The sequence below is a fragment of the Methylorubrum podarium genome (genome assembly GCF_040270385.1).
Lineage (GTDB): Bacteria > Pseudomonadota > Alphaproteobacteria > Rhizobiales > Beijerinckiaceae > Methylobacterium > Methylobacterium podarium.
In genome coordinates, this window is record NZ_JBELQE010000134.1 from 1 (window position 1) to 12,231 (window position 12,231).

General features: G+C 71.1%; 13 protein-coding genes. 9 read left to right on the top strand and 4 right to left on the bottom strand.

Annotated features, from left to right (window positions below):
• The first annotated feature begins 72 nt into the window (after positions 1-72).
• Entirely contained in the window at positions 73-693 is a 621-nt protein-coding gene (eda, locus tag ABS772_RS25830) for a bifunctional 4-hydroxy-2-oxoglutarate aldolase/2-dehydro-3-deoxy-phosphogluconate aldolase (protein WP_238255988.1), read from the top strand.
• A gap of 23 nt (positions 694-716) precedes the next feature.
• Here eda and ABS772_RS25835 read toward each other — a convergent pair whose 3' ends face one another.
• On the bottom strand, positions 717-1,088 hold the full coding sequence (locus tag ABS772_RS25835) for a DUF2794 domain-containing protein (protein ID WP_183436347.1): 372 nt from the start codon (positions 1,086-1,088) through the stop codon (positions 717-719).
• Positions 1,089-1,539: 451 nt separating this feature from the next.
• Here ABS772_RS25835 and bluB point away from each other — a divergent pair, with 451 nt between their 5' ends.
• From bluB to ABS772_RS25865, 6 genes are all read left to right on the top strand, one after another.
• Positions 1,540-2,205: a 5,6-dimethylbenzimidazole synthase gene (bluB, locus tag ABS772_RS25840; protein ID WP_350397555.1), complete on the top strand. Its 666-nt coding sequence runs from the start codon at positions 1,540-1,542 to the stop codon at positions 2,203-2,205.
• Positions 2,206-2,460: 255 nt separating this feature from the next.
• Entirely contained in the window at positions 2,461-2,976 is a 516-nt protein-coding gene (locus tag ABS772_RS25845; protein ID WP_238255986.1) for a L,D-transpeptidase, read from the top strand.
• Between the two features lie 54 nt (positions 2,977-3,030).
• Positions 3,031-3,849, top strand: a complete 819-nt coding sequence (locus tag ABS772_RS25850; protein ID WP_238255985.1) for a response regulator — start codon at positions 3,031-3,033, stop codon at positions 3,847-3,849.
• 111 nt (positions 3,850-3,960) lie between these two features.
• The gene (locus ABS772_RS25855) at positions 3,961-5,175 is read left to right on the top strand and encodes a DUF2336 domain-containing protein (protein ID WP_350397556.1); all 1,215 of its coding nucleotides are present in this window, start codon (positions 3,961-3,963) and stop codon (positions 5,173-5,175) included.
• Between the two features lie 276 nt (positions 5,176-5,451).
• The gene (locus ABS772_RS25860; RefSeq protein ID WP_350397607.1) at positions 5,452-6,684 is read left to right on the top strand and encodes an MFS transporter; all 1,233 of its coding nucleotides are present in this window, start codon (positions 5,452-5,454) and stop codon (positions 6,682-6,684) included.
• A gap of 100 nt (positions 6,685-6,784) precedes the next feature.
• Entirely contained in the window at positions 6,785-8,533 is a 1,749-nt protein-coding gene (locus ABS772_RS25865) for an ABC transporter ATP-binding protein (protein ID WP_350397557.1), read from the top strand.
• A gap of 260 nt (positions 8,534-8,793) precedes the next feature.
• Here ABS772_RS25865 and gmk read toward each other — a convergent pair whose 3' ends face one another.
• Positions 8,794-9,462, bottom strand: a complete 669-nt coding sequence (gene gmk / locus ABS772_RS25870; RefSeq protein WP_238255981.1) for a guanylate kinase — start codon at positions 9,460-9,462, stop codon at positions 8,794-8,796.
• Positions 9,463-9,496: 34 nt separating this feature from the next.
• Positions 9,497-10,369, bottom strand: a complete 873-nt coding sequence (locus tag ABS772_RS25875) for a YicC/YloC family endoribonuclease (protein WP_350397608.1) — start codon at positions 10,367-10,369, stop codon at positions 9,497-9,499.
• A 363-nt stretch (positions 10,370-10,732) separates the two neighbouring features.
• On the opposite strand from ABS772_RS25875, the gene ABS772_RS25880 reads away from it, so the two are divergent.
• Both ABS772_RS25880 and ABS772_RS25885 read left to right on the top strand, forming a co-directional pair.
• Positions 10,733-11,278: a hypothetical protein gene (locus ABS772_RS25880; protein WP_238255980.1), complete on the top strand. Its 546-nt coding sequence runs from the start codon at positions 10,733-10,735 to the stop codon at positions 11,276-11,278.
• A 67-nt stretch (positions 11,279-11,345) separates the two neighbouring features.
• The gene (locus ABS772_RS25885) at positions 11,346-11,738 is read left to right on the top strand and encodes a hypothetical protein (RefSeq protein ID WP_350397558.1); all 393 of its coding nucleotides are present in this window, start codon (positions 11,346-11,348) and stop codon (positions 11,736-11,738) included.
• Positions 11,739-11,948: 210 nt separating this feature from the next.
• Here the strand turns inward: ABS772_RS25885 and ABS772_RS25890 are convergent, their stop codons facing one another.
• Positions 11,949-12,098, bottom strand: coding sequence for a hypothetical protein (locus tag ABS772_RS25890; protein ID WP_350397560.1), 150 nt, complete (start codon positions 12,096-12,098; stop codon positions 11,949-11,951).
• Between the last annotated feature and the right edge of the window lie 133 nt (positions 12,099-12,231).

A 12,231-nucleotide genomic window follows, 5' to 3' on the forward strand; every position in this document is an offset into this window, starting at 1 on the left:
GGGTTCTCCTGCCCTGACAGATGCCCCCTCCCCGCAAGGGGGAGGGGGCATCTGTCAGGGCAGGAGAACCCGATGAGCACCATCGACGCGCTGATGCGCTCCGTTCCCGTCATCCCCGTGCTGGTGGTGGAGGATGCCGCCGACGCGGTGCCGATCGCCGAGGCGCTGGTCGGCGGCGGGCTCACCGCCCTCGAAGTCACCCTCCGCACCCCCGCGGCGCTCGACGTGATCCGGGCGATGTCGCGCGTCGAGGGCGCGGTGGTCGGCGCCGGCACGGTGCTGAATGCGCGCGACCTCGATGCCGCCATCGGCGCGGGCGCGAAGTTCATCGTCAGTCCCGGCCTGACCGCCCCACTGACGGAGGCGGCCATCGCTTCCGGCGTGCCCTACCTGCCGGGCGTGGCGACCTCCGCCGACATCATGCGCGGTCTCGACCACGGGCTCGACCGCTTCAAGTTCTTCCCGGCCGAGGCGGCGGGCGGGCTGAAGGCCCTGAAGGCGCTGGCCGCGCCCTTCGGGCAGGTGCGCTTCTGCCCCACCGGCGGCATCACCGAGGCGAGCGCGGGCGAGTGGCTCGCCCATCCGGCCGTGCTCTGCGTCGGCGGAAGCTGGGTGGTGCCCGCGGGCAAGCCCGACCCGGCGGCGATCCGCCGGCTCGCCGAGGCGGCCGCGACGCTGCGCCCGAACCGGTAGGGTTCTCGGCCCGGGCGACGGGATCAGACCGCCCGCAACGGCCCCTCCAGCACGCCGATGACGCGGGCGAGGTCGTTGCCGCGCTTCATCACGAGGCCGCTCGCCGCGATCACCGCGTAGGCGCCCTGGCGGCGGGCGAGCTTGGGATCCTTCTCGATCCGGTAGAGCGGCATCTCGGAGGTGCGGCGATAGATCGAGAACACCGCCTTGTCCCGGCGGAAATCGAGGGCGTAGTCGCGCCACTCGCCCTCGGCGACGCGCCGTCCGTACAGATTGAAGATGGTTCGCAACTCGTCCCGCTGGAAGGCGACTTGTGGGCTCGTCGAGGACGGAAACGGGATGACCTGATTCTCTCGATCGTTCGAGCGGTGGTCGACGCTCTGCCCCTCACTCATCGTCGCTCCCGTGTCGGTGCCGGCGTTGCTGCGGCGAGGGGGAGATGATGGGACTCGGCGGGAGCGCCCGCAAGGTGCTTCGCCGGCCATCGGTCACGGTACGATTCCGGCCCGGGCCGCGAGACCGATGTGCGTCGCCGCACGGTGAGGTGGCAAACATCACCGTCTTGCCGCGATCTCGCCTTGCCATCGCCACCGCGAAACGCTTTCACTGTGACCTGAAACCTCGTCGGTTTGTCCACCGCGGCGGCGCCTGAACCCGAGCTCCCCAGCCCTCGGGCAATGCCGCGGATCCCGGCAAGCCGACACCCGGAGGTTTCGAGACCCAAGGACTTCAGGCGGCCTCCTCGGAGCGCCGCCCTTTTTTCGTGTCGATCCCAAGCGTGGGGCGATGCCGCGGTCACGATGACCATCTTGGCAGCCGCGCCCGCCGGCGCGAGAAGCGGCGGCGATGTCCGAGAACTCTCCTCCCCCGTCGGCCGGCCCGCCCGTCTTCGACGATGCCTTCCGGACCCGCCTCGCGGATCTCTTCGCGTGGCGGCGGGACGTGCGGCGCTTCCGCACCGACCCGGTCGACGAGGCCGTGCTGCGGACCTGCCTGGATCTCGCGGCGCTCGCGCCCTCGGTCGGCAACAGCCAGCCCTGGCGGTTCGTGCGGGTCTCCGATGCCGGACGGCGCGAAGCGGTCGCCGCGAGCTTCGAGCGCTGCAACGCCGCCGCCCGCGCGACCTATCCCGACGAACGGGGCGCGCTCTACGCCCGCCTGAAGCTCGCGGGCCTGCGCGAGGCCCCGGTCCACCTCGCGGTGTTCTGCGATTCCGCGACGGAGGCCGGCCACGGGCTCGGCCGGGCGACCATGCCGGAGATGCTGCGCTATTCCGTGGCGGCCTGCATCCACGCCTTCTGGCTCGCCGCCCGCGCCCACGGCCTCGGCGTCGGCTGGGTGTCGATCGTCGAGCCCGCCGCCGTCACGGACGCCCTCGACGTGCCGGAGGCGTGGGATCTGATCGCCTATCTCTGCGTCGGCCACCCGGTCGAGGAGCATGCCGACCCCGAACTCGTCCGCCACGGCTGGCAGGAGCGGTGCCCGGAGGCGGTCCGCCTGCATGAGCGCTGAGGGCGCTGGAGCATCGTCCCGAAAGGTGGTTGCCGGCTTCCGGAAAAAGACGATGCAAGATCAAGGAGCGAGAGCGTCGGCGCCGTTGCTTAAAATTGATCGGACTTCCTGAGCCGGGGATTCGCCCTCCCGACAACGGGCTGTGCAAGAGGGCGGGCATGAGACCCGCATTTCGCCGCGCGTAAAGCAGAACGGCAAGCTGGAACGGTGGATCGTCTTCGCCAGTTACGCTCCAGCTTGGAAAGGCGATCTTCGATGTTCGGAACAGGCCAGTACAGGGTGCGTCTCGCGGGCGCGCTCGCGGCAGTGCTGTGCGCGGCGGGTGCCGCGCAGGCCCGGGAGGTCGTCCCCTTCGCCGAGGGGATCGGCGCGGGCACGATCGTCGTGCGCACCACCGAGCGCCGGCTCTACCTCGTCAACGGCGACGGCACGGCGATCCGCTACCCCGTCGCGGTCGGCAAGCCGGGCAAGCAGTGGAGCGGCGCGACCCAGATCGACGGCAAGTACTACCAGCCCGACTGGTCGCCCCCGGCCGAGGTGAAGCGCGACAACCCGCGGCTGCCCAACCTCATCCGCGGCGGCTCGCCGAGCAACCCGATGGGCGTGGCGGCGATGACCCTGCGCGGCGGTGAATACGCCATCCACGGCACGAACCGCCCGCGGTCGATCGGCACCTTCGCGTCCTACGGTTGCATCCGCATGTACAATCAGGATATCGCCGACCTGTTCGAGCGTGTCTCCGTCGGCACGCAGGTGTATGTGATGCGCTGAGCGCGCGGCGGATCGCGCCGCAGCCATCCGCCGCGCCGATTACGGGGCCCGCCGGTGACCGCATCGCCCACCATCCTGATCGCCGATCCGGACGAGGAGACCCGGCTGGCCCTCGCGGAAGCGGTGGCACGGCTCGATCCCGGAGCGCGGATCGTCGAGGCGGCCGACGGGGGCGCGCTGAACCGCGCACTCGCCGGCTCCCGCATCGACGTGCTCTTCATCGACGTGCTGCTGCCGCAGACCAACGGCGCCGACATCCGGCGGTGGCGCGAGACCGGCAACCCGCGGGGCCTCGTCGTCCTCGTCACCGACATGCTCGCGCCCCGCTGGCCCGCCACGGCCCGCCGGGTGGGGGCCTACGACGTGATCCTCAAGCCGCTGGGCGATCTCCATATCGGCCGCCTGCTCGCGGCCAACCAAGTCCTGTCGCGCTCCCTCGATTGCCTCGTCGTCGATCCCGGCCAGGCGACGCGTACGCTCGTGCGCAAGCTCCTCGGGCAGAGCCATTTCGCGTTCCGCATCCGCGAGGCCGCGGGCGGTCGGGACGCGGTGCGGCTCGCCGAAGCGGGGCCGGTCGATCTCGCCATCATCGAATTGAGCCTGCCCGATTATCCCGCTCTCGAAGTCGCCTGCCGCATCAACGACCGCCATCCCGCCGCCCGCATCCTGATGACGGGGCCGCGGATCGAGGAGGGCGTCCAGCGCCAGCTCGCCACCTTCGGCGCTTCGGGCTTCCTGCCCAAGCCGTTCCAGTTCTTCGACATCGACAAGGCCGTGCACGAGAGCTTCGGCCTGTGGCATCCCTACCTCATCAACGCGCTGCGGCGCGAAAGCCTGCTCGACGCCGGGCCGACCGTAGGGCAGGTTGTCTAGCGCATCGCCGCGGAAGGCCGTCGCCGACCTGTCGAGAACGCGATACGAGACGAACAGCCTCGCGCCTTCCCGCGCCGGCGCCTGCCCGCTCCGGAGCGCCGACCCGCAGCCATGGACATCGCTTCCCGGCCGAGACCGATGCAGGACCAGACGCCGGGAAACCGGTCCGCGACGCCGCATCCCTACACGCGGGCGCGCCTCAACGACCTCGTCCGGCGCATCGAGGCGGCCCTGCGCAGCGGCGACCGGGCGCTCCAATCCCAGCTCGTGCTGCAATCGGCGGAACTGCTGACCAAGCGCTGGTCCCGCCTTCCGCCCCCGGACAAGCCCGCCTTCGACGGTCTGCTCGTCACCCTGTGCGACCAGATCGACAGGGCGGCGCGCCGGACCTTCGCCGAGCGGCTCGCCCCGTTGCGGCTCGGGCCGCCGCGCACCTCGCAGGCGCTCGCGCGGGATGCCTCGATCGACGTCGCGGCACCGCTCCTGACGGGCTGCTCCAGCCTCGGCGACGACCTCCTGGCAGAGCTCGCGGCCTCGGGCAGCGACGGCCATCGCCGCGCCATCGCCGTGCGCCCGACCGTGACGCCGGCCGTGACGGAGGTGCTTCTGCGCCACGGCGACGGCCGCATCGCCGCCCGGCTGCTCGACAATCCCGGCGCCCGCTTCTCGGAGGCGGGCTTCTCCGACCTGGCGGCGCATTCCGAGCGAACGGAGGCGGTGACGCTGCGCCTCGCCCTCCGGCCGGACCTGCCGCCCCCGGACCGGCCGGCGCTTCTCGATCGGACGCGCCGACGGGCCGCCGAGGCCCTGGTGAGCGATCTCGGCGGCGATCGCGCCGGGGCGGACCGCCTGCTGGCCCAGGCGGAGGAGACGCTGGGCCGCCCGGTCGCGGAGGAGCGCCTCGCGCGGTTTCGCGCCTCGCTCGATGTCATCGGCGGCCGGTTCAGCGGCGCGCGCCGCGGTCCCGGCGCGTCCCAGCTCGAACGCTGGGTGACCCTGAACCGCATCGAGGATGGGCTCGCCGCCATCGCCCATGCCGCCGGCCTGCCGCTCGCCGCGACGGTGGCCGCCTTCGACGCACCCTCGCCGGCGCCTCTCGCGGCGATCCTGCGCGGGCTCGATCATCCGTGGCCCGTCACGAAGGCGCTGATGACGCAGCGCTTCGGCGGCACGGTGCCCGTCGGGGCGGCAGAGGAGGCCTGGGACCTGCATCGGCGCTTGCAACCCGGCACAGCCCGCCGCCTGATCCGCTTCGCGGCGATGCCCCTGCTCTGCGCGGCCTTCCTCCCCGAGGCCGACACGGCCGAGCCGGAGGATCGTCCGTAATACAAATCGACGATGATGATGACTCATCGTCGATTGCCCGCGCGACGGCGCGGCGGCGGGCGTCCGCCGGACGCATGGCACCCGACCAACGGTCGGGTGCCATGCAGCTTGGTATAAGGCGGCGCTGGGCTGCACCGCCGAGAAAGCGCGCGCGGCGGCGTGCCGGATCGCCTATGGACCGGGGATGGGCAACGGATCGGCACTGGATCGCTGCGGCCCGCCGCTCCGGCGACGGGGCTTGAACGCGTGAGCCGCCCCGACTCCGCGCGGGACGCGATGCCCGCACCCGCTCGAGAGGCGCCCGGCTGGGCGGCGCAGCTCGCGCCGTTCTTCTGCCTCTACATCACCTTCGGCACCACACTCGGCTTCCTGATCAGCGGTGCGCCGCTGATCCTGCGGGCCCGGGGCGTCGATCTCGCCGAGGTCGGCTTTCTCCAGCTCATCAACCTGCCGGTCGGGCTCACCTTCCTCTGGGCCGTGCTCGTCGACCGTATCCGCCTGCCGCACCTGCCGCACCGGCTCGGCTGGATCGTGCTGATGCAGGGGGCGGCCATCGCCCTGCTTTTCGTGTTGAGCCGGGGCGAGGCGTGGCCGCTGCCGGTCCTGTTCGGGCTCGCGCTCGCCACCTGCTTCTGCGTCGCCACCATGGACATCGCCCTCGAAGCCCTCGTCGTCGAGACGGTCGGCCCGGAGCGGCGGCCCTACGTCGCCTCCGCCAAGCTCTGCGGCGCCTCGCTCGGCGGCATCGTCGGCGCCGGGTTGCTGATCGCCGAGTACGACCGGCTCGGCTGGCACGGCGCCGTGCTCGCGGTGGCGGTCCTGAACGGGCTCTGCCTCATGCCGATGCTGCGCTATCCCGAGCGGGCCCTGCGACGGGTCTCGGCGGAGGCGCAGCGGAGTGCGCTCGCGCTCGGGCGCCTCCGCTTGCTCGGCGGGCGCGTGCTGGTGCTCGGCCTCTACTTCGCGGCGATGTTCGCGCTCACCGGCTCGAACAACCTCGCCCTGCTCGATCTCGGCGTGCCGCTTTCCGAGGTCGGCCTCGTCACCGGCGGGCTCTCCTCGGGCATCAACCTCGTCATGGCCCTGGTCTCCGGCTATCTCGTGCGGCGCGTCGGCACGCTGCCGCTCGTCACCGTCTCCGCCCTCGGCGTCGCGGCCTCCGGGCTGCTCATGCTCTGGGCGAGCGCGACCGCCGCGCCCGCTCTCGGCCTCGCCGCGGCGATCCTCGGCATCCTGTGCGGCGGCGGGCTCGGGGTGCCGGTCTTCAACATGATCTACCGCTGGGCCCAGGGGCCGCAGCCCGCCACCGACTACGCGCTCCTGTTCGGCGCCGCCTTCTTCGCCGCAATGCCGCTGCGGGTCGGGGCGCCGGCGCTCGCCGGCGCGGTCGGCTGGCCCGCCTACTTCGCCCTCGCGGTGCCGCTCTACGGGCTCGCCGTGCTACTCCTGCGCGGCGCCATCGCCCGGACGCTCATCGCCGACCGCGCGGCCGACCGCGCGGCGTCTTGAGGGCCGCCCCGCGCCGCGGGTGCTGGCGCTTGCCCGCGCCCTCGCCTATGCGCCAGGGAGCCGCCCTCTTCCGGGCCGAAACATCCGTCACAGCCGCGCCATGCTGAAGGCCTTCCTCGCCTATTACCGGCCGCACCGGACGCTGTTCCTAGTGGATTTCGGCTGCGCCGTGCTCTCGGGCCTGCTCGAACTCGGCTTCCCGCTCGCGGTCAAAGCCTTCGTCGACAGGCTGCTGCCGCAGCAGGATTGGGGCCTGATTTGGCTCGCCGCCGCGGGCCTGTTGCTCCTCTACGTCGCCAATGCCGGGCTGATGGTGGTCGTCACCTATTGGGGCCACGTCCTCGGCATCAACATCGAGACGGAGATGCGGGCCCGCGCCTTCGATCACCTGCAGAAACTCTCCTTCCGCTTCTTCGACGGGCAGAAGACCGGCCATCTGGTCGCCCGCGTCACCAAGGATCTGGAGGAGATCGGCGAGGTCGCCCATCACGGCCCCGAGGATCTGTTCATCGCCGTGATGACGCTGTTCGGCGCCTTCGCCCTGATGTTCCTCGTCCACCCGCCGCTGGCGCTGATGACGCTGGCGATCCTGCCGGTGATCGCCTTCGTCACCATCCGCTACGGCGGGCGCATGACCCGCAACTGGCAGGCGCAGTACGGGCGGGTCGGCGCCTTCAACGCCCGCATCGAGGAGAATGTCGGCGGCATCCGCGTGGTGAAGGCCTTCGCCAACGAGGCACACGAACGGGCGCTGTTCGCCTCCGACAACCTGAAATACCGCACGACCAAGCTCGAAGCCTACCGGCTCATGGCCGGCGCCCTCTCGATCAACTATCTGGGCCTGCGCCTCGTGCAGATCGTGGTGCTCTTGGGCGGCGCCGCCTTCGTCGTGCGCGGCGACCTGACGGCCGGCGGCTTCGTCGGCTTCCTGCTCCTCGTCGGCGTGTTCTACCGGCCGCTCGAGAAGATCGGCGCGGTGTTCGAGACCTACCCGAAGGGCATCGCCGGCTTTCGCCGCTACCAGGCGCTGCTCGCCACCGAGCCGGACATCGCCGACCGGCCGGGCGCGATCCCCGCCCCGCCGCTCAAGGGCGAGATCCGCTTCGAGAATGTGCGCTTCGGCTACAGCCCGGACCGGCCGGTGCTCGCTGGCGTCGATCTGACGATCCACGTGGGGGAGACGGTGGCCTTCGTCGGCCCCTCGGGTGCGGGCAAGACCACGCTGCTCTCGCTGATCCCGCGTTTCTACGAAGCGGAAGCCGGGCGCATCACCATCGACGGCCGCGACATCCGCGACCTGACGCTGAGCTCGCTCCGCGGCCAGATCGGCATCGTGCAGCAGGACGTGTTCCTGTTCGCCGGCACGATCCGCGAGAACATCGCCTACGGCCGTCTCGGCGCGAGCGAGGCGGAGATCCTGGACGCCGCCGCCCGCGCCCGACTCGACGGCCTGGTCGCGTCGCTGCCCGAGGGGCTCGACACGGTGATCGGCGAGCGCGGGGTGAAACTCTCGGGCGGCCAGAAGCAGCGGCTCGCCATCGCCCGCGCCTTCCTCAAAAACCCGCCGATCCTGATCCTCGACGAGGCGACCTCGGCGCTGGACACGCAGACCGAGCGAGAGATCCAGGCCTCGCTGTTCGAGCTGGCGGAGGGGCGCACGACGCTGGTGATCGCCCATCGCTTGGCGACGATCCGCCACGCCGACCGCATCGTGGTGGTGGCCGAGAGCGGCATCGCCGAGCAGGGGCGCCACGACGCGCTGCTGGCCGGCGACGGCTACTACCGCCGCCTCCACGCGGCGCAGGTGGAGGAGCCGTTTTCGGATCGGCCGCGCACGGCGGCGGAGTGATACTGTTTCCGGTTGATTGGTTCGGTTCGGACCTACCCCCGTCATCCCGGGGCCGCGCAGCGGAACCCGGGATCCACCCGTGATGCGCGGCTGAAACAGAGCGTCCAGGCCAGTCGTGGATTGCACGCCTCCGGCGCGCCCCTTCGGGTCCGGGTTCGCCTTCGGCGCCCCGGAATGACGGGAAGCAGCACCGAAGGAAGCAACCGGAAACCGTATGAGGCGTGGGACTCCGCTCCCCCTTGCGGGGAGGAGAGATCGGTTCAGCCTCGCTCGGCCTCGGCCAGCAGCCCGTCGACGAAGCCCGGCAGGCCGGTGCGGCGGGTGCGCTTGAGGCGCTCGGCGGTCAGGATCGCCTGGAGTGCGCGAAACGACTCGTCGAGGTCGTCGTTGACGATGACGTAGTCGTACTCGCTCCAGCGCTGCATCTCGTTGCGGGCGTTGGCCAGCCGCCGCTCGATGGTCTCCGGCGCGTCCTCCGCCCGGCGCTCCAGCCGGTTGCGCAGCTCCGAAAAGCTCGGCGGCAGGATGAACACCGTCACCACGTCGTCCTGCAGCCGCTGCCGGACCTGGCGGGTGCCCTGGTAGTCGATGTCGAAGATCATGTCCCGGCCCTGGCCCAGCGTCTTCTCCACCGGGCGGCGGGGCGTGCCGTAGAAATTGCCGTGGACCTCGGCCCATTCGAGCAGGTCGTCGCGGGCGCGCAGATCCTCGAACGCCTCGCGGTCGATGAAGCGGTAGTGGCGCCCGTCGATCTCCGAGGGGCGGCGCGCCCGCGTCGTCACCGAGATCGACAGGTCGAGGCCCCAGCCGCCGTCCTGGGCGATGGCGCGGGTCAGCGTCGTCTTGCCCGCCCCCGAGGGCGAGGACAGGATCAGGATCAGCCCGCGCCGGGCGATGTCCGGCCTGCCTTGCGTGGCGTCCTGCGTCATCGGCCGTTCACTCCGCTGCCCACGTTCGGCGTCCTCACTCGACGTTCTGCACCTGCTCGCGGAATTGCTCCACCACGGCCTTCAAGTCGAGTCCGATCCGCGACAGGGTGATGTCGCCGGCCTTGGCGCAGAGCGTGTTGGCCTCGCGGCCGAGTTCCTGGGCCAGGAAATCGAGCCGCCGGCCGATCGCGCCGCCTTCCGCCAGCAGCTCGCCCGCGGCGGCGAGGTGGGCGCGCAGGCGGTCGAGTTCCTCGCGCACATCCGCCTTGGCGGCGAGCAGCACCGCCTCCTGATGCAGGCGGTCGGGATCGAGCCCCCCGGCGCCGACGAGCGCGGCCACCGAATCCGCGAGCCGGGCCCGCACCGCCTCGGGCCGGCGGGCGGGGCAATCCTCGGCGGCCTCCGTCAGGCGGGCGATGTCGGCGATCTGGCCGGTCACGATCGCGTGCAGCCGCGCGCCCTCCGCCTGCCGGGCGGCGACGAGGTCGGCGACGAGGCCGTCGATCCCGGCGGCGAGGTCGCGCTCGAGCGCCTCCGGGTCGGCGCCGGCCTCGCTCTCCGTCTCCACGACGCCGCGGACGGACAGCAGCCCGTCCAGCGTCGCCGGGCCGACCCCGGCGGGGCGCGGCACGCGGGCGGCGGCAGCGGCGAGGCTCGCCAACAGGCTCTCGTCGATGCGCACCCGCGCCGCCGCCTCGGGCCGCGTCAGCGTCAGGGTGAGCTGGCACTGGCCGCGGGAGAGCGCCTTGGACAGGGCGGCGCGGGCCGCCTCCCCCGCCGCGTCGAAGCCGTTCGGCACCCGCACGCGGATGTCGAGCCCGCGCCCGTTCACGGTGCGGATCTCCCACAGCCACTGCACGGCGCCGGTCGTGCCGGCGGCGCGGGCGAAGCCCGTCATGCTCGCCATGATCTTGCTCGCAAGAGTCTTGGCCAAGGCGCGCCGCTCCCCGCTGATCCGTCCGTGCTCGGCCGCTCCTCGCCGGAACGATGGGAGAGAAGGCCGGTTTGTCGGATACGCGCATTCCGCGAGAGAGCGCAATGCGAGGGCAGCGAAAGCCTCGGGTCCCTCGCCGGCTCGGACCGCCGCGTGCAGTGCAGCAGAAACCGACGCGCTCTATTCTGCACAAAAAGTATGCACGCCATATAACGATGCAATAGCTCAGTGCCGAAGCAGGCACGAATACTGTGCATCAGCTTGACGCTTACTGGTCGTCTTCCTAATTTCAGGATCGATCACAAGGGCACCGAACATTCGAGCGGGGACCCCTCCATGACGAACCCCTTCGACATCAAGAACCGTTTCCGTGCGCGCCTGCGTGCGGCCGACGCGCAGAAGCATCGCGTCCGCGCCAAGCTTCTCGCCGACGGCACGCGGGCGCTGGCTCCGATCACCGAGGCCCTGACGCTGATGGCCGAAGTGCTGGAGGAGGACGACATCGCGCATGGCCGGATCGTCTGCCCCGCGCCGGAGGTGGACCGGGACGATTTCGTCGGCTTCACCGCCACGCTGCAGAACGGCGCCGATCAGGAGCACCGGATCACCGTGAAGTACGGCCCCGTGCTGGGCGGCCGCAACTTCATCGCGGTGACGGGCCTCGGGGCGGAGTACAACGAGCGGCTCCTCACCCTGGCCAGCAACGCGGCACCGAGCCTCGGCCGCTCGGTCGGCAACGACGTGCATGTCGAGGCGGATCGCGGCGGCGATCTCGCGGAGATCCTGCGGGAGATGGTCGAGGATTTCTTCGCCGGCCACAGCGAGGCGCCGATCCGAACCGGAGCCGCCGAGGCGCGCGGTCGTCTGGCGCTGGTGCAGTAGGGTCTCGCGGGACGCCTCGCCAAACCGGCGATGGGTCGGGCCCTTGCCGGCAGCCAGAGGTTGCGCGATGATCGTTCAGATCGCCGACGACAAGGCGTTGATTCGAGCACGGCGGGGAGCGATGCCCTCCATCGACAGCGGGGCGTGCGACGAGGACTGGGATCAGGACCTCGCCGACGATCTGATCGGTTCGAGCCTCCTCGTCGGCCTGACCTATGTCGATTCCGAGGGTGTCCTACTCAGTCGGGAACAAGTCTTCGGAATCGTCGAGACGGTCGATGCCCAGGCGGGCATCGTCATCCGGACCCGCGACGAGGGCGAGCCTTTCACGGTCGCCCCCCTGCTCGAAGCAATCGAGGTCGGCGAGCCGGGTCTCTACCAGTTGGCGGATCAGGACCGGATCGTCGAGAACCCGGACTTCACCGCCCTCTTCACCGTCACCAAGCCACGCCGGAACTGATGCCGTTTCCGATTGAATGGATCGGTTCAGCCCCCGTCATCCCGGGGCCGCGCAGCGGAACCCGGGATCCACCCGAGATGCGAGGGTAGCGGCCGGTCGTGGATTGCACGCCTCCGGCGCGCCCCTTCGGCTCCGGGTTCGCCTTCGGCGCCGCGGAATGACGGGAAGCAGCAACGAAGGAATCAACCGGAAGCCGTATGACGCCCCTCCTCACGGATCGAGGCGGCGCGCGCGGGCGGCCCGCGCCATGGCGATGAGTTCGTTGGCGGTGAAGCTGTGCGGCGGCAGGCGCGTCTCGGGCGCGACCGGGTGCAGCTCGACCGGGTGCCGGTCCAGCGGGGACGGGACGGCGGAAGGCACTCCCGGATTCCAGCTCGGCCAGAGACTGCGAATGCGAGAACTCTTCCTGGTCACCGATACCGCCATGCCGCCTCCGAAGCCGATCGCTTAAGAGGATGATAACCAAGCCGAGCGGCAAGAAACATTCTTGACG